General features: G+C 61.8%; 15 protein-coding genes. 5 read left to right on the top strand and 10 right to left on the bottom strand.

Going from position 1 to position 19,631, the window contains the following annotated elements; genetic code table 11:
• Positions 1–10: 10 nt before the first annotated feature.
• Positions 11–592: a YjfI family protein gene (locus K5R88_RS17615; protein WP_085988408.1), complete on the bottom strand. Its 582-nt coding sequence runs from the start codon at positions 590–592 to the stop codon at positions 11–13.
• A 1,159-nt stretch (positions 593–1,751) separates the two neighbouring features.
• Complete coding sequence (locus K5R88_RS17610; RefSeq protein WP_008044039.1) at positions 1,752–2,300, bottom strand: cysteine hydrolase family protein; 549 nt, start codon at positions 2,298–2,300, stop codon at positions 1,752–1,754.
• Positions 2,301–2,399: 99 nt separating this feature from the next.
• Here K5R88_RS17610 and K5R88_RS17605 point away from each other — a divergent pair, with 99 nt between their 5' ends.
• From K5R88_RS17605 to K5R88_RS17595, 3 genes are all read left to right on the top strand, one after another.
• Positions 2,400–3,392 (top strand): GlxA family transcriptional regulator, encoded by a 993-nt coding sequence (locus K5R88_RS17605; protein ID WP_226298128.1) that lies wholly within the window; start codon positions 2,400–2,402, stop codon positions 3,390–3,392.
• A gap of 303 nt (positions 3,393–3,695) precedes the next feature.
• Complete coding sequence (locus tag K5R88_RS17600) at positions 3,696–4,805, top strand: DUF3182 family protein (protein ID WP_226298127.1); 1,110 nt, start codon at positions 3,696–3,698, stop codon at positions 4,803–4,805.
• Positions 4,795–5,553 (top strand): alpha/beta hydrolase family protein, encoded by a 759-nt coding sequence (locus tag K5R88_RS17595; protein WP_008044043.1) that lies wholly within the window; start codon positions 4,795–4,797, stop codon positions 5,551–5,553. Before K5R88_RS17600 ends, K5R88_RS17595 begins: the two co-directional genes overlap by 11 nt.
• Before the next feature lie 103 nt (positions 5,554–5,656).
• Here the strand turns inward: K5R88_RS17595 and K5R88_RS17590 are convergent, their stop codons facing one another.
• From K5R88_RS17590 to K5R88_RS17570, 5 genes are all read right to left on the bottom strand, one after another.
• Positions 5,657–6,643 (bottom strand): lysylphosphatidylglycerol synthase domain-containing protein, encoded by a 987-nt coding sequence (locus K5R88_RS17590; protein ID WP_226298126.1) that lies wholly within the window; start codon positions 6,641–6,643, stop codon positions 5,657–5,659.
• Complete coding sequence (clsB, locus tag K5R88_RS17585) at positions 6,630–7,925, bottom strand: cardiolipin synthase ClsB (protein WP_226298125.1); 1,296 nt, start codon at positions 7,923–7,925, stop codon at positions 6,630–6,632. Before clsB ends, K5R88_RS17590 begins: the two co-directional genes overlap by 14 nt.
• Complete coding sequence (locus K5R88_RS17580) at positions 7,922–8,719, bottom strand: endonuclease/exonuclease/phosphatase family protein (protein WP_207286592.1); 798 nt, start codon at positions 8,717–8,719, stop codon at positions 7,922–7,924. The genes clsB and K5R88_RS17580 overlap by 4 nt, the downstream gene beginning before the upstream one ends.
• A 287-nt stretch (positions 8,720–9,006) precedes the next feature.
• Positions 9,007–10,209 carry an MFS transporter gene (locus K5R88_RS17575; protein ID WP_008034454.1) on the bottom strand — a complete coding sequence of 401 codons (1,203 nt, stop codon included), beginning with the start codon at positions 10,207–10,209 and terminating at the stop codon, positions 9,007–9,009.
• Between the two features lie 214 nt (positions 10,210–10,423).
• On the bottom strand, positions 10,424–14,731 hold the full coding sequence (locus tag K5R88_RS17570; protein ID WP_226298124.1) for a DEAD/DEAH box helicase: 4,308 nt from the start codon (positions 14,729–14,731) through the stop codon (positions 10,424–10,426).
• A gap of 301 nt (positions 14,732–15,032) precedes the next feature.
• Here K5R88_RS17570 and K5R88_RS17565 point away from each other — a divergent pair, with 301 nt between their 5' ends.
• Both K5R88_RS17565 and K5R88_RS17560 read left to right on the top strand, forming a co-directional pair.
• Complete coding sequence (locus K5R88_RS17565) at positions 15,033–15,917, top strand: sugar nucleotide-binding protein (protein WP_032829110.1); 885 nt, start codon at positions 15,033–15,035, stop codon at positions 15,915–15,917.
• Positions 15,910–16,839, top strand: a complete 930-nt coding sequence (locus K5R88_RS17560) for an NAD-dependent epimerase/dehydratase family protein (RefSeq protein WP_226298123.1) — start codon at positions 15,910–15,912, stop codon at positions 16,837–16,839. The genes K5R88_RS17565 and K5R88_RS17560 overlap by 8 nt, the downstream gene beginning before the upstream one ends.
• Positions 16,840–16,913: 74 nt before the next feature.
• Here the strand turns inward: K5R88_RS17560 and K5R88_RS17555 are convergent, their stop codons facing one another.
• From K5R88_RS17555 to K5R88_RS17545, 3 genes are all read right to left on the bottom strand, one after another.
• On the bottom strand, positions 16,914–17,612 hold the full coding sequence (locus tag K5R88_RS17555; protein WP_008042936.1) for an OmpW/AlkL family protein: 699 nt from the start codon (positions 17,610–17,612) through the stop codon (positions 16,914–16,916).
• Between the two features lie 222 nt (positions 17,613–17,834).
• Positions 17,835–18,353, bottom strand: coding sequence for a DUF3299 domain-containing protein (locus K5R88_RS17550; protein ID WP_032829112.1), 519 nt, complete (start codon positions 18,351–18,353; stop codon positions 17,835–17,837).
• Between the two features lie 11 nt (positions 18,354–18,364).
• The gene (locus tag K5R88_RS17545; RefSeq protein ID WP_008033758.1) at positions 18,365–19,630 is read right to left on the bottom strand and encodes an ABC transporter permease; all 1,266 of its coding nucleotides are present in this window, start codon (positions 19,628–19,630) and stop codon (positions 18,365–18,367) included.
• Position 19,631 lies beyond the last annotated feature (1 nt).

Here is a 19,631-nt window from a genome sequence, read left to right as displayed (position 1 = left end):
TCCCGAATAATTAATTGAAAAAACGTTCGAAGGCTTCGCTGGCGCGCTGCACGTTGTCGACGAGGGTTTTGACCTCGGTCACGACGTTGGTCAGGCTCGAGTCGGAGCTGAGTGCGCCAAACATGTTGTAAACGACCTGCCCGTTGGGCATGGACTCGATGCCGATCGACGACAGCGGGAACATTTCCCGGCTGCGCAGCACGGCATCATTGAAGGCCGGCACGTCCTTGATCGACTCGACGTCGACCAGCACGGTATCGACGATGATCTGGTCGCCCACTACCGCGATGTAAATCGGCAAGCCACCGAAGTCGTTCATTTCCAGCTTGATGCTGGATTCGGAGCCTTGGACGAGGGAGAGGGTGATGTCGTTCGAGACCACTTCGTCCAGGGCTTGAAGGGCGCTGTAGAGGCGATCGATGTTCCAGTTGTTACCTGCGCTCATGTAATTCTCCGACATGAATGAGCCAGCCAGGATCGGTTGGCGTAGCTGTTTCTCCATCTGCTTGAGCAGGCTTCGGTTTTCGGGAAGCACCCAAGTCTCGTGTTTTACATAACCGGCGGCACCCAGGCCCGCGCGCATCTGCTTCATGTAGAAGCTCGACGGTTTTTTCGCGGACGGTTTCGAGCGCTCTCCCTTGCGGCTTGCTGAATCGTTCACAGACCCGGAAGGCGGATCTGATGGAGAGCTGCTGTTCATGGTGCTGACCTCGTTGTGAAAAAACTCACGCGTGAGAAACACTACAGGCAATTTTCGCTGTGCTCAATAGCTCACGCGTGAGATTTTTTTATGGGGGTGGGGGCGGGGATTGGGGGTATATCCGTTTTTTGGGTGATGGCGGATATTGGTTTCGCCCTTACGGCGAGTCACTTGGAAAAGCCCCAAGTAACCAAGGGCTCTTGCCCCTTTCGTTCGGTGGCTCGCTAAGGCTCGCCATGCCCTCGCTCCGGTCCTGCTCCGTGGGCCCGCCGCCATCGGCCATCCCTGGCCGGGGGCGGCTAACCCGGCATCCATGCCGGGTTGCCCACTGCGCAGAACCTGCGCTCGGCCTCTCGAGGGGGGCGGTGCGTCCAGATCAAAAGCTGAAGGCGAGCTAACGCTCGGCCTGATGAGTGGTGAGAAGCAAAAGCGCACGCAGGCCTCCTGTAGGAGCCGGCTTGCCGGCGATGGCGGTGGGTCAGTCAACGTATGTATTGGCAGGACAGACGCTATCGCCAGCAAGCTGGCTCCTACAGGGGAAATGCGTATGTATTCGGAACGCACACGATCAATTGTAGGAGCCGGCTTGCTGGCGATCGCAGAGGGGCAGCCGGCACATTTATTGACTGGACGGACGCCATCGCCAGCAAGCCGGCTCCTACAGGGGAGTGGTGCACATGTCCGGAATGAGTGAACGCATCAAAGAAGGACAACGCGGACAACTGAAGAGCCAGGTCGGCTTTCAGGCCGCCTCGGCGGCTGTGGCGGTAGTCGCCCCCTCGAGAGGCCGAGTGGCGGTTCTGCGTAGTGGGCAACCCGGCATGGATGCCGGGTTAGCCGCCCCCGGCCATGGATGGCCGATGGCGGCGGGCCCACGGAGCAGGACCGGAGCGAGGGTATGCCGAGCCTTAGCGAGGCACCGAACGAAAGGGGCAGAAGCGCTTTGGTTACTTTCGCGCTTTTCGAAAGTGACTCGCTGTAAGAGCGAAACCAATAGCAGCCGTTACCGCACCAACGGATATGTACTCAGCTCAGCTCAGCTCACCTCACCTCAACCAGCCAGAAACTCGCCAGTAGACACCACACGAGCATAGGCAAAACCCAACGCCGACATGAACGCAGCATGAACATGGGCAGCCGGAACCGTAAGTCCGTTGAACTCCAAATCCCGCGAGGCACAGGCGTCATGAATGACAGTGACGGCATAACCCATGTCGGCGGCCGCACGGGTAATGCCATCGACGCACATGTGACTCATGCTGCCAACCACCACCAACTCCTTGATACCCTGCTCGTCGAGAATTGACTGCAATTCAGTTTCGCGGAACGAGTTGACGAAGTGCTTGAGCACCACCGGCTCGTCGGCGCGGTTCAGGACTTTGGGATGCAGCTTCGCGCCCTCGGAGCCCGGGGTGAAGAAGGGCGCTTCGTCGGAAGTGAACTCGTGGCGAATGTGCACCACCGAATCACCGGCATCACGAAAGGCTTTGAGCAGACGTACGGCGTTATCCGCTGCAGCGTCCGCGCCAACCAGCGGCCACTTGCCCTGGGGGAAGTAGTCGTTTTGGATATCAACTACGATGAGTGCTTGCTTGGCCATGACTGTTTCCTCGAAGTGTGTGGGTGTGGAATGAAGTATTGGCTCTGGCGGACCGTCCGAGGATTGGCCGCACCGACAATAGAAGGGGGAAAACTGACAATGGACGCACAAAGGCCAATCGCCGAGCTGGGTGTGCTGATTTATCCCGGCGCGCAGATGGCGGCGGTGCACGGGCTGACCGACTTGTTCGGCGTGGCGAACCGGATTGCCGCCGACTATCAGGCGGCGCAGTTGCCGTTGTTGCGGGTCAGCCATTGGCAGGTCGATGGCGATCAACCACCCCAGCGCATCTACGACAGCCATCCCGCGCCAGACGGCGCATTGGTGGCGGTGTTGATCCCGCCGTCGATTGCCGGTTTCTCCGAAGGCCAGGCGCCGCAAGGCTTGCTGCGCTGGATTCGTCAGCAACACGCACAAGGCGCAACCCTCGGCGGCGTTTGCGTGGGCTCGATTCTATTGGCTGAAAGCGGCCTGCTTGACGGCCGTAGCGCCACCACCCACTGGACGTCGGCCAAGGCGTTCGCCGAGCGCTATCCGGCGATCAAGCTCAAGGCCGATACACCGATCGTCGATGACGGCGACTTGATCACCACCGCCGGGTTGATGGCCTGGTCCGAGCTGGGTTTGCGTCTGGTCGACCGATTGCTGGGGCCGAGCATCGCCACCGGCACTGCGCGGTTTCTGGTGGTGGAACACAGCGACAGTGCGAGTGAATGTGGCAGCAACTTTTCACCGATTCTCAGCCACGGCGACGCCTCGATTCTCAAGGTGCAGCATTGGCTGCAAAGCACCGGCGCGACCGATGTGTCGCTGGCGACCATGGCTGAACGGGCAGGGCTGGAAGAACGTACTTTCCTGCGCAGATTTCGTGCTGCAACCGGGCTGAAACCCACCGAGTACTGCCAGCACCTGCGGGTCGGCAAGGCCCGGGAAATGTTGGAGTTCACCAACGGCACCATCGACCACATTGCCTGGACCGTCGGTTATCAGGACCCGAGTGCCTTCCGTGCGACGTTCAAGAAAATTACCGGGCTGGCGCCGAGTGATTATCGGACGCGGTTTGGGGTTTCGCCGACCGCCGCAGCCCGATAGTCGCAACGCCAGAAATCCCCTGTGGGAGCGAGCCTGCTCGCGAAGAGGCCGTGACGGTCAGCATCTATGTCGCCTGAAAGGTCGCTTTCGCGAGCAGGCTCGCTCCCACAGTTTGATCTTTGCAAGGCTTGGGTCGTGCAAAATGCCGGGAGCGAAATGGCCGTCGTGCAGAATGAGACAGGCCCAGTGCTATCACCGATTCGGCAACTGATTGAATTGCCGATTATTTCAAATCAGCCGCCGTTGGCCTGATCCCTGCACCCCTACAACTACACTCATCAAGCGCCGATTGAAGGGGGACGCATGACCCCAACAAACCGCAAGAAACTGGTGGTCGCCCATTCGGTGCGGCCCGACGCACCACAGCACGAAGTCGAAACCAATCACGCATTGGCCCGTTGGCTGGCGCAGGTTCTCGGGTTTAAATTCGGCGGCAGCTACGACCCCGAACACCACAGCGGTCGCGATCTTTATCTGTTGCCGACACAAACCATTGTCGGCGCTGCTGCCGCGCGGCAATTGGGCGTCAAGGGCCCGGAGGATTTGTGGGGCGGCTATGTCGAGCATGATTTCATCTGCACCAAAGCCATCAGCCACGGCTTGCGCAACAAAAACGCTTTTGCTCCGCACGGCTGGTCGCCGTTGTTTTGCGAACGGGTGCGCAACGTGGTGCTCAAGGGTCTCAGCGTGTTCTCCCTCGACGATGCTCGGCCTGCGGCGGAGCATTTGCTCGATAGCGGCCCGATTCGCCTGAAACCGATCCATGCCTGCGCCGGGCGCGGTCAGGAGGTGATCCAGAGCCTCGACCAATTTGATGCGATCCTCGGCAGACCCGATGCCAAGGCGCTATTCACCGAAGGCGTGGTGTTGGAGCAAGACCTGACCGAGGTGGTGACCCACAGCGTCGGCCAAAGCTTCATCGGCGACACAGTGCTGAGTTACTGCGGTGATCAGTACCTGACCGCAGACGGTCATGGCGAGCAGGTTTATGGTGGTTCCAATCTGCTCGTGGTGCAGGGCGGTTACGACGAACTGCTCGAACTGCAACTGCCCGACGACGTGCGGCTGGCCATCCGGCAAGCGCAGGTGTTCGACCGTGCGGCGGACGAGGCCTATCCCGGTTTCTATGCCTCGCGGCGCAACTATGACATCGCGCAAGGCCTGGACAGTAACGGCACACAGCGCAGCGGCGTGCTTGAACAGTCCTGGCGCATGGGCGGTGCCAGCAGCGCCGAAGTGGCGGCGTTGCAGAGCTTCGTCAACGACCCGCAGATGAGCGCGATTCGTGTGTCCTCGGTAGAAACCTACATCGATCAAGCGCTCCCGGCGGACGCCATCGAGGTGTACCGCGGGCCGGCGCACAACAGTGAATTTCTCCTCAAGTACGTAACGGTCAAATCCTATGACGGCTAGAAGCGAAACCATTCAGATCGACATCGACGATGAACAGATGAGCGGGACTTTTCTCAGCCCCAAATCGAAGGTCCCCGGCGTGCTCTTCGTGCACGGTTGGGGCGGCAGTCAGGAGCGTGATCTTGAACGGGCCAAAGGCATCGCAGGTCTGGGCTGCGTGTGCCTGACGTTCGACTTGCGCGGGCACACCGGCGGCACCGGCATTCCACTGACGCGGGTTTCCCGCGAAGACAACCTGCGAGACCTGCTGGCGGCGTACGATCGATTGCTCGCGCATCCGGCGCTCGACACCTCGGCGATCGCCGTGGTCGGCACCAGTTATGGCGGTTATCTGGCTGCGATTCTGACCTCATTGCGCCCCGTGCGCTGGCTGGCGCTGCGGGTGCCGGCGTTGTATCGCGATGAGCAATGGCACGCGCCCAAGCGCGAACTGGACAAGCTCGATTTGCGTGATTACCGCAGCACGCTGGTGCGCGCCGACAGCAATCGCGCGTTGCATGCCTGTTCGCAATTTACCGGGGATGTGCTGCTGGTGGAGTCCGAGACTGACGACTATGTGCCCCACGCGACCATCATGAGTTACCGGGCGGCGTGTCAGCAGACGCACTCGCTGACCCACCGCATCATCGACGGCGCCGATCACGCGTTGAGCGAGCCGGTTTCACAGCAGGCGTATACGTCGATCCTGGTGGACTGGATTACCGAGATGGTGGTGGGTGAGCGGTTGAGCATTATCCAGTCGACGTAAGATCGGCGGGGATGCCTTCGCGGGCAAGCCTCGCTCCTACAGGAAGCGCGCGAACCCCGTAGGAGCGAGGCTTGCCCGCGAAGGCGTCTTTGCAAGCGCCAAACTACTTGGGTTTCTTCGCAATCCGCAACGACTTGGCCTTGGCCTCGACAATCAAATACATCACCAACGTAATCAACAACGGCAAGATGAAATAAATCGCCCGATACGCCAGCAACCCCGCCACCAGGCTCCCCCGCGAAGCCTCATGCTGCAGCAACGCGACAAACACCGCCTCCAACACCCCGAGCCCCGCTGGAATGTGCGTGATCACCCCGGCAATCGCGCTGATCAACAACACGCCAAGCACCAGCGGATAATCCAGCTTGCTCGGCAGAAGGGTGAAGATCACCGCCGCCATCAGCGACCAGTTCAGCGCCCCGAGCGCCAGTTGCAGCACCGCCATGCGCAGGGACGGCAGGTTGATTTCGACGCCGCGAATCGCCCACTCCCGCCGCTTGGAATACTGACAGGCCGCCAGGTATCCCGCGCTCACCAACAGCAACAAAACCCCCACGCCCTGCAACGCACCACTGCTGAGTTTCCAGCCCGGTGGCATGCGCACCAGCCCACTGCTGAACATCGCGCCGGCAATCACCATGTAGCCGAACCAGTTGGTCGCCAGGCTCAGGCCGAGGATTTTTGCGATGTTGCTTTTGCTCACGCCGAGCCGCGAGTAAAGCCGATAGCGCATGGCAATGCCGCCGACCCAGGCACTCAGGTTGAGGTTGAAGGCGTAGCTGATGATCCCCACTGGCAGGATCTGTTTCCAGGTCAGGTCCTGACGAATATAGGTGCGGCCAATCAGGTCGAAACAGGCGTACACCAGAAAACTCACCAGCGTCAGCCCGGAAGCGATGACCAGCGTGCGCACCTTGAAATCGGCGAGGGTGTCGAACACCTCGTTCCATTCGATGCGTTGGGCCAGCATCGTGAACAGGACGATCAGCGCCAGGAAAAAAAGCATCGTCAGCGGTTTTTTCCAGCGACTCCAATGCGACTTGTGCGGGCTGTCGGCGTGAGGCGCCGAATGGGTTTCAGCGCGGTTCATGGTGATCGCCCCCGGCGAGGTGGGTGAAGGGCTTCAGGCGTGGCTTGTGTGCCGGCAGCCAACCGGCCCATGCCGGGAAGTGCCGCAGGAAGTGGAACACCAGAAAACCGACGGTCATGTGCCAGACCCGTCCGCGTGGGGATTTGTTTGCACACATGGCTTTGCAGTGGTTGTCGCTCAGCCTCTCGAGGCGTTCGAACAAATCGCGGTTGAAGGCGCGATCGCGGATCAGCACATTGGCTTCCAGGTTCATCGCCAGGCTCAGCGGGTCGAGGTTGCTCGAGCCGACGGTGCTCCAGTCTTCGTCCACCAGCGCGACTTTGCCGTGCAGCGGGCGCTCGCAATATTCGTGAATCTGCACCCCGGATTTGAGCAGGTAGTCATAGGTCATGCGCGCGGCCAGTTTGGCCACCCTCATGTCCGGCTGGCCTTGCAGGATCAGTCGCACCTCGACGCCTCGCCGCGCGGCGTTGCGTATCTCGCGCAGCAAGCGATAACCGGGAAAGAAATAGGCGTTGGCAATCACCACGCGACGCTGGGCGCTGCGCAGGACATGTCGATAAACCTCTTCGATATCGGATTGATGATCTCCGTTGTCGCGGTACACCAAACGGACCTGGCCATCGTGATCGTTGAACGCCAGTTCCGAGCGCCGCTGCCGCCGGCGTTGCCACCAGTATTTGGCGCGGGCCGGGCGACCGCTTTGCAGCAGGGCGAAATGATGAATGTCGGTCACCGCCGGGCCTTGCACTTCAACCGAGTAATCCTGTTTGGCCTCGGGGCCGAAGTCGGCCAGATGGTCGGCGGAAAAGTTGATCCCGCCGATGAACGCAATCGTGCCGTCGACCACCACGATTTTGCGGTGCAGGCGCCGGAACCAATTGGTGCGGATACCCAGACGCTTCGGTGCCGGGTCAAATATTTGCAGGTGCACGCCGGCCTCGCTCAACGCGGTGAGGTAATCGGTGCTCAACTCGCCACAACCAAACCCGTCGAGACTGGCCGTGACGCGTACGTCGCGTTGAGCCGCGTCGATCAGCACTTGCTGCAGCTCTTCGCCGACCTTGTCCTCGAAAACGATGAAGGTTTCCAGGAGGATTTCAGTCTTGGCCTGGCGCATGGCTTCGAACACCCGAGGGAAATATTCTTCGCCGTTTTCCAGCAGTTCCACCCGGTTGTTGCCCTGCCAGCCATATTGAACGTCGACCACGCCGGGTTCGCGCACCGGCGGGTTGGTGGGCACGTGATCCACGGTGGTTTTTTCCATCGGTGCGCTGCTCATAGCTCGATCTCCACCGATAGTGGTGCGTGGTCGGAAAGGTGGGACCAGGGCCGCGCCGCCAGGACTTGCGGATGGCTGGCCTTGAGGTTGCGCACGTAGATGCGGTCCAGGCGCAAGGCCGGCAAGCGCGCCGGAAAACTGCGCGCCGGTTTGCCGTGGAGTTCGGCAAACACCTCGCGCAAACCACAGGGCTTGAGCATTGCGTCGGCGCGCTGACGCCAGTCGTTGAAGTCACCGGCGACAATCACCGGCGCGTCGCTCGGCAATTCTGCGAGGCGTTGGGTCAGCAGCTTCAGCTGTTCATTGCGATGGGTTTCACGCAGCCCCAGATGGATGCAAATCGCGTGCACCTCCGGGCCATCGACGGGCAAGCGCAATACGCAATGCAGGATGCCGCGGTTTTCGTGTCCGCTGATGGACACGTCGAGGTTGTCGTGGCGAATGATCTGGAATTTCGACAACAGTGCATTGCCGTGATCGCCTGCCGGGTACACCGCGTTGCGTCCGTAGGCGAATTGCGGCCACAGCGTGTCGGCGAGGAATTCGTACTGCGGCATCGTCGGCCAGTTGCTGTAACGCTGGGGATGGTGCTCGTGGGTGCCGTGGACTTCCTGCAAAAACACCACGTCGGCGGACACGCTGCGCACGGCTTCGCGCAATTCCGGCAGGATGAAACGCCGGTTGAGCGCGGTGAAACCCTTGTGCGTGTTGACCGTCAGCACGGTGAAGCGGCGTACGGCGTTCACGGTTCCTGACGAGTCATCGTCGGGGTTGAACTGCTCGGCGCGGTTCATGGCGACACGCCTTGTGCTGCAGGCTCGCCGGAGGCGAAGAAGCGCCAAGCTGAAATACCGCTGTGAATCGCCGCCATGTCGCCTCCCGTCCGAGGGTCCCCGGTTGCCCCTGTCTTTTGATGACTGCGGGGCAAGCGAGAAAGTTTCGACGGGACTACGGACGGTACAAACCTTGAATGGACACACGGACCTGTAGGAGCCGGCTTGCTGGCGATAGCGGTGTGTCAGTCACATCCATGTTGAATGTGCCACCGCGATCGCCAGCAAGCCGGCTCCTACAAGGGTAATCAGTGGCCGGCGACTATGCGGGTTGAGCCCGCGGCATAGACCGGGCCGAGGCGATCGAGGCGACCGCTCCATGCAGTCAGCGCCAGCGCCACCAACACCACCAGACCACCGATCCACGCGGTATGGATCAGGCCCATGTGGGCGACGATCAAACCACCGCCCCACGCGCCACCGGCAATGCCGAGGTTGAACGCCGCGATGTTCAGGCCGGAAGCCACGTCCACCGCATTCGGCGTGTGATGTTCGGCCTGACGCACCACATACACCTGCAAGCCCGGCACGTTGCCGAAAGCGACCGCGCCCCAGACCAGCACGGTGGCCAGCGCGAGCCACGGGTTGCCGGCGGTGAAGGTCAGCACGAACAACACGGCGGCGAGCAGGGCGAAGATGATTTTCAGGGCTTTGATCGGGCCGCGTTTGTCGGCCAGTTTGCCGCCCCAGATGTTACCGACGGCCACCGAGATGCCGTACACCAGCAACACCAGGCTGACGGTGCCGGCGCTGAAACCAGAGATGTCTTGAAGAATCGGCGCAAGGAACGTGAAGGCGATGAACGAACCGCCGTAACCGACCGCCGTCATGGCATACACCAACAGCAAGCGCGGTTGTTTGAGGACCTGCAACTGCTCCAGCAGCGAAGCCGGTTTGCTGTGGGTGATGTTTTTCGGCACATAGAGCAGGCTGCCGATGAACGCAATCACACCCAAAGCAGAGACAGCGAGGAAGGTTTCACGCCAGCCGAAATGCTGACCGATGAACGTCCCCAACGGTACGCCGGTGACCAGCGCCACCGTCAGGCCGGTGAACATGATCGCAATCGCGCTGGCGGCTTTTTCCTTCGGCACGAGGCTGGTGGCGATGGTCGAGCCAATCGAGAAAAACACCCCGTGGGCCAGGCCGGTGACGATTCGCGCAATGATCAGCGATTCGTAGCTCGGTGCTTTCCACGCCAGCAGGTTGCCAAGGGTGAACAGCACCATCAGCGACAACAGCAGCATTTTGCGCGGGACTTTGCCGGTGAGGGCGGTCAGCACCGGGGCACCGATGGCAACGCCCAGGGCATAGAGGCTGACCAGCAGGCCGGCGGACGGCAGGCTGACGCCGAGGTCGGCGCCGATAGTGGGTAACAGGCCAACGATGACGAACTCGGTCGTCCCGATGGCGAAGGCGCTGAGGGTCAGCGCGAGCAAGGCAATGGGCATGGCTGCAACTCCGGTGGGTTGATTGATGGAGCGCAGTGTCGGGGATTGGGTTGTGCGGAAAAATAGAGGTATTGGCATTTGATATTTGTCCTGAACGCAAATATCACTTTGACGGGTACACCAGATCCCTGTAGGAGCGAGGCTTGCCCGCGAAGGACGCGCCGCGGTGTATCAAGGAGGCCGCGTCATCGTTATTCGCGGGCAAGCCTCGCTCCTACAGGAAATTGCGGTGATTCAGCTTGTTGCGTATTTCACTCGTCGATTCCACCCAGAAAACCTGCTGGCCAGCGATCTCGGCAGCCACCGGCAAACCATCGCGGTACACCAACCGATTACTCGTCAGCGCCGGTACTTTCGCACCGGGTAGCAGCGTACCGGCGAGGTTCAGCGGATCAACCCCGCACACGGCAATCAGGCTCCCGTCATGCGCCCGCCGCCGCACTTCGCGCAGCAACGGAATCGCCTCGGGCAAGGCGAACTGTTCACCGGCCAAACCACTGACAAACCGCCCGCCGCGAATCTCGCCGCGAGCCTCCAGCCGATGGAACGTGCGCAGCAATTCGCGCCAGCTCGGCAACCAGTCTGCTTCGCGTTCCAGCAGGCGCCAGAACACCACGCCGTAGCGGCGCAGCAAGGTCATGGCGATGTGTTCCAGGGTGTCGCTCGGCGTTGAATGTTTGTTATCCATCACCGGCGCTGGCGCCCCGCGTCGAAGCAAGGCCCAGCGTCCGGCGTCATCCATGCCTCCGATAAACGCCCCGCGCCCGCGTCGGCTGCTGCGATTCTGCCGTTTACTGGCCGGGGTGATCAGCGCCCGCAAACCGGCAAAACTGTCGGCGTTCACCAGCCCGGCCCCGACCAGTTCCTGCAAGGCGATTTCCAGCTCCGAGCGCAGCAGATGAGCCTCGTGAATCAACTCATCGAAAAACAGCGCGCCGTGTTGGCTGAGAGCTTGGTAAACCTTTTGGGGTTTGGGCGACAGTTCGCTGACCGGTGTCTGTTCAGTCAGACCGCTCCACAACCCGACCTGGCTGCGCGGCAGCAACACAATCGGCGTGCTGCGCAGCGCCGTGCTGGCGCTTTTGTTGTGCGCGGTCAGGCGGGTCCAGACCAGTTTGCCGCTACGGCACAGGTCATCCAGCCAACTCGCCGAATAGTCTTTGATCCGTGCCGCAAGAATGTCGCTGTCCCAGGCTGAAGCGGCGGCGGGATAGCCTTCGAACTGAGCGACGATGGCGGGCAGCACTGCATTGCCCTGGCCTTGAGTCGAGGCAGAAAGATGCTGCCAGTCGAACAGGAATCGCATGAAATCCTGCAACGCCACCGGCTCGATTTCTCGCCGCAGACGCTTGACCGTGTAGCGATGAATTCGCGCCAGCAGATGCCGCTCGCACCATTCTTCCTGACCAGTGCCGGGGGTGAAGTGGCCGCGCAGCACATACCCTTCGCGTTCCAGTTGCGCGAGTGCCTGGGTGACGTGAGTCGCAGGTATTCCCAGAGGCACGGCAATCGCGCTCAGCGGTAACGGACCAAAAGCGCTGAGTCGTGCGCGGATAACTTCCAGCACCGCTTCGTCTGCTTCCCAGACGTCATCGAACCCCGGCAGCGCCGCCAGCGGTGGCGACAAATTTGCCTGTGGATAAATGGCGCGCAGGCACGTCAGCCGTTCCACCGCCAGCCACAGCGATTGCCCGGCATCGATCTGCAAACGACTGGCGCGACCGCTCTCGGCAAGGGCACTCAACCAATCAATCCACTGCGCATTCGCCTGCGCCTCGGCATCGGCAATGTACGCGAGGCTCATCAACGTCTCGTGCATTTCATCGGCATTGGTCGGCGTTGGCCAGGCCTCATCGCGCACCGCTTGAATCGCCTCGGCATCCAGCGCGCCGAGGTCGTCGGTGGACTGCGGATCGGTCCAGCGCCGGTTGAGCACGGCTTGGGTGCGGCGCTCTTCCAGCGGCGCATCGTCGAGAAAGGTGTAAGGCCGGGCGCTGAGAATTTCGGCGGCCAGCGGTGAAGGCGCCGGCAGGTCGCGACTGATCAGGCGAACGTCGCCGCGTTCCATGCGCCGCAACAACGTCAGCCAGCCTTCGCAGTCCATGGCTTCGTGGAGGCAATCGTCGAGGGTCTGTTCCACCAGTGGATGATCGGGTATCTCCCGTTCGCCGGCGAGGTTTTCCACGCAGGCGATCTGGTCGGGAAACACGCTGGCGATCAGGTCTTCGCTTTTCATCCGCTGAATCTGCGGGGGGACTTTGCGCCCGCCGCTGTAGCGCGGCAACGCCAATGCGACGCCGGCATTCCAGCGCCAGCGCACGCCGAACAGCGGCGCATCGAGCACCGCTTGAATCAGCAGGTGTTCGGCGCTGTTGCTGTGCAGGTAGCGCCAGACCTCATCGAGCTCAAAGCTGTGGCTGGTGGACAGCGACAGCACAATCGCATCTTCGCTGGCAGCGGCCTGCAATTCGAAGTTGAAGGTACGGCAGAAACGCTTGCGCAGGGCCAGGCCCCAGGCGCGGTTGATGCGGCTGCCGAAGGGCGTGTGGATGATCAGTTGCGTGCCGCCGGACTCATCGAAAAAGCGCTCCATCAGCAGCGTGTCCTGCGAGGGCAGGGCGCCCAGTGTCAGGCGCGCGCGGGCGAGGTAATCCACCAGTTGTCCGGCGCTGTCGAGGTTCAGGCCGAGGGTCTCGGTCAGCCAGTCGAGGGCCGGTTGCAAGTTGCCGGGCGTGGCGCCGAGCAGGTCGTCGAGTTGCGCTTGCAGGCGCGCCACGGCGAAGGACAACTCCGCGCTGCGCCCCGGCGCTTCGCCGAGCCAGAACGGAATGGTCGGCGACTGGCCGTGCGCATCTTCGACCCGGACCTTGCCGGTTTCGACCCGCAGGATTCGGTACGAGGTGTTGCCCAACTGAAAGACATCGCCGGCGATGCTTTCCACGGCGAAGTCTTCGTTGACGCTGCCGATGTTCAGCCCTTGCGGTTCCAGCAGCACGCTGTAGTCGGCGTTGTCCGGGATGGTGCCGCCGCTGGTCACGGCGGTCAGTTTGCTGCCGCGCCGACCGCGCAACGTACGCGTCACGGCGTCGCGGTGCAGGTACGCGCTGCGGATACCCTGGCGACCGTTGTAGCCTTCGGCGAGCATCTGCAGCAGCGCCTGATAATGTGTTTCGTCGAGCTCAGCGTAGGGCGAAGCATTGCGGAACATCTCCAGCAGCGCGTGCTCCGGCCATTCCTGGCAACTGACCTCGGCGATGATCTGCTGGGCCAACACGTCCAGCGGTGCTTGAGGAATCTGCAAGGTATCGAGTTCACCCCGGCGCACGCAGTCGAGCAGGGCGGTGCATTCGATCAAATCGTCGCGGGTGGTGGCGAACAATCGGCCCTTGGGCGTGCCGCCGACCTGGTGGCCGGAGCGGCCGACCCGTTGCAGAAACCCGGCAATCGAGCGCGGCGAGGCAATCTGGCAGACCAGGTCGACATCGCCAATATCGATCCCCAGTTCCAGCGACGCCGTGGCGATCAGTACTTGCAGGTCGCCGCACTTGAGGCGCTGTTCGGCATCGAGGCGAAACTCCTTGGCCAGGCTGCCGTGGTGGGCGGCGACTGCTTGCTTGCCGAGACGTTCGCTCAAATGCCGGCTCAAGCGTTCGGCCAAGCGTCGGGTGTTGACGAAAATCAGCGTGGTGCGGTGTTCGCGGGCGAGGACGGCGAGGCGGTCGTAGACCAATTCCCACACATCATTGGCCATCACCGCCGACAGCGGCACCGGCGGTACTTCGATGCCTAGATCCCGTGGACGGGCGTGGCCGATGTCGATGATTTCGCACTCGCGATCACGACCGACCAGAAAGCGTGAAACCGCTTCGATGGGTTTTTGCGTGGCCGACAGGCCGATGCGCATCAACGGTGCTGCGCATAACGCCTGCAAACGCTCCAGGCTCAGGGCCAGATGGCTGCCGCGTTTGCTGGCGGCGATGGCGTGGATCTCATCGACGATCACCGTGCGCGTGGTGCCGAGCATTTGCCGGCCGGAGTCGGAGCCGAGCAGCACGTAAAGGGATTCCGGGGTGGTCACCAGAATGTGCGGCGCGGTCTTGCGCATCGCCGAGCGTTCTTTTTGCGGCGTGTCGCCGGTGCGCACGGCGGTGTTGATCTGCAACTCGGGCAGGCCCAGCGCACGTAACTGTTCAGTGATGCCGGCCAGCGGGTTTTGCAGGTTGATCTGGATGTCGTTGGACAAGGCCTTGAGCGGCGAGACGTAGACCACCAGTGTTTCGTTGGGCAGCCCGTCTGCGGTTTCCAGGCCTCGGTGAACCAGATCGTCGATGACGGCGAGAAACGCGGTGAGGGTTTTGCCGGAGCCGGTGGGCGCGGCGATCAGGGTCGAACGGTGCTGACGGATCAGCGGCCACGCCCGGGCCTGGGCGGCGGTGACCGTCGGGAAGGTGCTGCTGAACCAGGCGCTGACGGCGGGGTGGAAGCCTGCCATGGCCGCGTCCGTGGGGATGGGCAGATTCATGGAGTAATTTATGCGGGCGGGGTGAGGAAGATGCAAGTACCACTCGGGATCTCTGCTGGCCTTCAGGGCCTCTTCGCGGGCAAGCCTCGCTCCTACAGAACTCGCGCACGCTCTTGTAGGAGCGAGGCTTGCCCGCGAAGAGGCCCGAAGCAGCACCACAAATCCCGGAGATCTACACTTTACGGATGACGGTTGCGCACTAAACCCGCAAAATGCAACGATTCCGGCAACTATCGACGGCACCGCCCGCGAGCGGTGCCGATAAAGCCATTGATCCAATCAGACTGGGCCTGCTGACTCTATGCGAATGCGCCTTATGTTACTGGGCGGCGGAAATGCCCTTGGGCAGGCGCTGATTCGCCTCGGTGCGGAGGAAGACATCGGTTTCCTCGCCCCCCGCCCACCGCAAGACGGCTGGGATGCCGCGAGCCTGACGCAACTGCTCGACGACACGCGCCCGGACGCGTTGATCAACCTCGCCTACTACTTCGACTGGTTCCAGGCGGAGACGGTCAGCGAATCGCGTCTGGCCGGGCAAGAGCGTGCAATCGAGCGTCTGGCCGAACTGTGCCAGCATCACAACATCGTTCTGCTGCAACCCTCGAGCTATCGGGTGTTCGACGGCTCGCGGGCGACCGCCTACAGCGAAAAAGACGAACCGGTGCCGCTGGGCCTGCGTGGTCAGGCCTTGTGGCGCATCGAGCAAAGCGTGCGCGCGACCTGCCCGCAGCATGTGCTGCTGCGGTTCGGCTGGCTGCTCGATGATAGCCCCGACGGCACCCTCGGGCGTTTCCTGTCCCGGGCCGAAAAGCCGGAAGAACTGTTGATGGCCGATGACCGTCGCGGCAACCCGACGCCGGTCGACGACGCGGCCCGGGTGATCATTTCGGTGCTCAAGCAACTCGATTGCGCGGCGCCACTGTGGGGCACCTACCACTACGCCGGGCACGAGGCGACCACGCCGCTGGCGCTGGGGCAGGCGATTCTCACCGAAGCCCGCGCATTGCATCCGCTGGCCATCGAAGCACCGACTGCCCAGGCTCACGCCGCACGCCCGGACGCTGCCGAAGAGCCACAACACGCGGTGCTGGCCTGCAAGAAAATCCTTCACACCTTCGGGATCAAGCCCCGCGCCTGGCGTGCGGCACTCCCTGGCTTACTGGACAGGTTCTATCGCCATGGCTGACGGCCCTGTTTTAATCACCGGCGGCGCGGGTTTCATTGGCTCGCACCTGACCGACGCCTTGCTCGCCAAGGGCCATTCGGTACGGATTCTCGACGACCTGTCCACCGGCAAACGCAGCAACCTGGCGCTGGATAATCCTCGCGTCGAGCTGATAGTCGGCGACGTCGCCGATGCCGCCCTGGTCGCTCGCGCAATGGCCGGTTGCAGTGCGGTCGCGCACCTGGCGGCCGTGGCGTCGGTGCAGGCTTCGGTGGATGATCCGGTGAAGACTCACCAGAGCAATTTCATCGGTTCGCTGAATGTCTGCGAAGCCATGCGCCAGAGCGGCGTCAAACGTGTGCTGTTTGCCTCCAGCGCAGCGGTCTACGGCAACAATGGCGAAGGCCAGTCGATCGACGAAGACACGCCCAAGGAACCGCTGACGCCGTATGCGTCAGACAAGTTGGCCAGTGAACATTACTTCGATTTCTACCGTCGCGAGCATGCGCTGGAACCGGTGATTTTCCGCTTCTTCAACATCTTCGGCCCGCGCCAGGATCCGTCCTCACCGTATTCCGGGGTGATCAGCATTTTCAGCGAGCGCGCGCAAAGCGGCCTGCCGATCACCGTGTTTGGCGATGGCGAGCAGACGCGGGATTTTGTTTACGTCGAAGATCTGGTCGACGTGCTGGTACAAGCCATCGAAAAACCGCAGGTTGAAGTCGGCGCGGTCAATGTCGGCTGGAACCAGGCAACCACGCTCAAGCAAATGCTGGAAGCGTTGAAAGTGGCGGTCGGTGAACTGCCGCCAGTGAGCTACGGCCCGGCGCGTTCGGGTGATATCCGCCATTCGCGGGCGAACAATCAGCGACTGCTGGAGCGGTTTTCCTGCCCGGCTCAGACGCCGATGAGTGTCGGCCTGGCGCGGTTGTTGGGGCGCTGAGTTTTTCGCCAGCAAGAAAAAGGCGCCTGTGAAGGCGCCTTTTTTTGCAGCTCGTTCCCACCACGTGAACGATTTTAGAATTTGTAACCCAGGCCCACCATGTAGATGAACGGGTCCACGTCGACATCGACCTTGGCACGGGTGCCTTGTGCCACGGCGTTGTTTTCCACGGTGGCGGTGGTATCGATGTCGATGTAACGCACTTGGGCGTTGAGCATGATGTTGTCGGTGATCATGTAGTCGGCACCGACCTGAAACGCCATGCCCCAGGAGTTGTCCGCCTTGAAGTTGCTGAAGCCATTGGCGCTGGCCTCGCTGCCGACGTGCTCGTCGTAGATCCAGGTGTAGTTGATACCGGCGCCAACGTACGGTTGGAATGCAGACTTGCCGTCCAGTGGGTAGTAGACAACGCTCAAGGTTGGCGGCAGGTGTTTCAGGCTGCCGAGTTTGCCGTTGGCCGCACCCAGGACGGTGCCTTTGAGCTTCACGTCATGTTCGAATGGCGTGGCCGCGAGCAGCTCGATGCCCCAGTGGCTGTTGAGCATGTAAGCGAAGTTCAGACCCAGTTGGGTGTCGCTGCTCATGGTGGCCTTGCCACCCAGATTGGTGCCTGCCAGCGGGCCTTGATCGACTTTGACGTCGGAGCTGTCGGCTTTCGGGTTGACGGTGATTGCACCGGCACGAAGGAGGATGTCGCCGGCTTCATGGGCATGGGCGAGCGGGGCTGCGAGCGCGAGGGCAAACAGCGAGGCGCTGAGCAAGGACTTGTGCATGGAGGCTCCAGAGGACGTTGAAAATGTTCGATGTCCAATGGTACGGAGCGGTCTGGTCCGGTCTTTTGACTCAGCTCAATGAAACGGTGATGGCACTAATTTTTGCGGAACCTTTGAGGGCTCCTTCGCGGGCAAGCCTCGCTCCTACAGGTTAGCGCAGGACCTGTAGGAGCGAGGCTTGCCCGCGAAGGCGCCCTTCAAATCAACACGTGAACACCAGATTCACTCCGGCAATTCATAGATATAAATCTTGTCCGCCTCCATCTGATACCCGGCATCCGCCAACTCACTGGTCGACGCTTTAACCTGCAACGCCCCCTCAATCCAATAAGGCTGATACAGCTCGTCCAGCTTCACGCCGACTTCGCTTTTCACATGCACGATCTGGTTGGATGGTGGTGGCGGTACATGGATGCAGGCGCCGAAATACGGCACCAGCAGAAACTCCGTAGTGCGGCCTTCTTCGCTCACTTCCAGCGGCACGATGTAGCCCGGCAGGCGGATGCTCTGGCCGTCGAGGCTCTTCACCACCGGCGCATTGGGCATGTCCTGTTTCGCGGCTGGCGCCGACTCGGCGGACAGCGCGCTGCCCATCTGCGAGAGGTCGTGCAGGGGGGTCATGTTCGGCACTTCCGGCGCGGCGTCCGGGGGGATCATTTCCGACCAGGTCAGCTCTTTCGGCTCGGCGGCCCACAGCGGCAAGGCGACCAGCATCAACAGCGCAAGCAGAGCGCGGGGCATCATTAACGTCCTCATAGTCGGATCGACAGGCCATCGGCCAGGGATTGGCGATACGCGCGCCACGCCGGCACGCTGCCCATCAGCAGCGCGGCGATCAGGATGCCACCGAGCAGCGTCCATTCATATTCGCTGGGCCACGCCAGCGGCAGAAACAGACCGTAATTGGCCTGCACGTAGCCTTGAGCAGCGGCGATGCCCACATACAGCAGGGCCACGCCGGCGATCACGCCTGACAGCGCCAGGGCAAACGCCTCCAGCACCAGCAACGTCGCGATGTGCCACGGCCGCGCACCCACCGAACGCAGAATCGCCATCTCGCGCCGACGTTCATTGAGGCTGGTGAGAATCGCCGTGAGCATGCCGATCAACCCGGTCAGCACCACAAACAGCGAGACCACGAACAAGGCTTTTTCTGCGGTGCTCATCAAACTCCACAACTCTTGCAGCGCCACGCCCGGCAGGATCGCCAGCATCGGTTCGCCACGGAATTCGTTGATTTCGCGCTGCAGGGCAAAGGTCGAAATCTTGCTGTTGAGGCCCAGCATGAACGCGGTGATCGCTTGCGGCGTCAGGTCCATGTTGCGTGCCTGATCAGCACTGATCCGACCGTTGCCGCGCGCCGGCACGCCGTTGTGCCAGTCGATGTGAATCGCTTCCATGCCACCGAGGCTGATGTGCAGCGTGCGGTCCACCGGCGTGCCGGTGCGTTTGAGAATGCCGACCACGGTGAACGGTTTGTCATCGTGCTTGACCAGGCTGATCACCGCCACGCCGTGGGCCAGCACCAGTTTGTCGCCGAGTTTGTAGTGCAGTGCATCGGCCACTTCGGCGCCGAGCACCACTTCGAACGGATCGGTGGCGAAGGCGCGACCGTCAGCCAGTTCCAGGTGTTGTTGATGACCGTACTGGTAATGCTCGAAGTACGCCTCGGTGGTACCCATCACCCGATACCCGCGATGGGAATCGCCCAGCGACATCGGGATCGCCCACTTCACTTTCGGGTTGTTGGCGAAGTGCTCGAAGCTGTCCCAGCGGATGTTGTTGGTGGCATTGCCGATGCGGAACACCGAGTACAGCAGCAGGTTCACTGAACCGGAGCGGGCGCCGACGATCAGGTCGGTGCCGCTGATGGTGCTGGCAAAACTGGCCTTGGCTTCGGTGCGCACGCGTTCCACGGCCAACAGCAAGCAGACCGACAGGGCGATGGCGAACGCGGTCAGGATCGCGGTGAAGCGGCGGTTAGCCAGGCTGGCCATGGCTAGACGAAACAAATACATC

Origin of the sequence: Pseudomonas sp. MM213 (assembly GCF_020423045.1) — a bacterium.
GTDB lineage: Bacteria > Pseudomonadota > Gammaproteobacteria > Pseudomonadales > Pseudomonadaceae > Aquipseudomonas > Aquipseudomonas migulae.
This window is presented reverse-complemented; position numbering and strand designations above follow the sequence as displayed.

What these genes read in the sequence shown, in the direction of transcription:
- K5R88_RS17595 (WP_008044043.1), top strand. Translation starts at nt 4,795, where the DNA reads ATGACGGCTAGAAGCGAAACCATTCAGATCGACATCGACGATGAACAG.
- K5R88_RS17590 (WP_226298126.1), bottom strand. Translation starts at nt 6,643, where the DNA reads ATGAACCGCGCTGAAACCCATTCGGCGCCTCACGCCGACAGCCCGCAC.
- K5R88_RS17550 (WP_032829112.1), bottom strand. Translation starts at nt 18,353, where the DNA reads ATGCCCCGCGCTCTGCTTGCGCTGTTGATGCTGGTCGCCTTGCCGCTG.
- K5R88_RS17555 (WP_008042936.1), bottom strand. Translation starts at nt 17,612, where the DNA reads ATGCACAAGTCCTTGCTCAGCGCCTCGCTGTTTGCCCTCGCGCTCGCA.
- K5R88_RS17575 (WP_008034454.1), bottom strand. Translation starts at nt 10,209, where the DNA reads ATGCCCATTGCCTTGCTCGCGCTGACCCTCAGCGCCTTCGCCATCGGG.
- K5R88_RS17615 (WP_085988408.1), bottom strand. Translation starts at nt 592, where the DNA reads ATGAAGCAGATGCGCGCGGGCCTGGGTGCCGCCGGTTATGTAAAACAC.
- K5R88_RS17600 (WP_226298127.1), top strand. Translation starts at nt 3,696, where the DNA reads ATGACCCCAACAAACCGCAAGAAACTGGTGGTCGCCCATTCGGTGCGG.
- K5R88_RS17580 (WP_207286592.1), bottom strand. Translation starts at nt 8,719, where the DNA reads ATGAACCGCGCCGAGCAGTTCAACCCCGACGATGACTCGTCAGGAACC.
- K5R88_RS17560 (WP_226298123.1), top strand. Translation starts at nt 15,910, where the DNA reads ATGGCTGACGGCCCTGTTTTAATCACCGGCGGCGCGGGTTTCATTGGC.
- K5R88_RS17610 (WP_008044039.1), bottom strand. Translation starts at nt 2,300, where the DNA reads ATGGCCAAGCAAGCACTCATCGTAGTTGATATCCAAAACGACTACTTC.
- K5R88_RS17570 (WP_226298124.1), bottom strand. Translation starts at nt 14,731, where the DNA reads ATGAATCTGCCCATCCCCACGGACGCGGCCATGGCAGGCTTCCACCCC.
- K5R88_RS17605 (WP_226298128.1), top strand. Translation starts at nt 2,400, where the DNA reads ATGGACGCACAAAGGCCAATCGCCGAGCTGGGTGTGCTGATTTATCCC.
- K5R88_RS17565 (WP_032829110.1), top strand. Translation starts at nt 15,033, where the DNA reads ATGCGAATGCGCCTTATGTTACTGGGCGGCGGAAATGCCCTTGGGCAG.
- clsB (WP_226298125.1), bottom strand. Translation starts at nt 7,925, where the DNA reads ATGAGCAGCGCACCGATGGAAAAAACCACCGTGGATCACGTGCCCACC.
- K5R88_RS17545 (WP_008033758.1), bottom strand. Translation starts at nt 19,630, where the DNA reads ATGTATTTGTTTCGTCTAGCCATGGCCAGCCTGGCTAACCGCCGCTTC.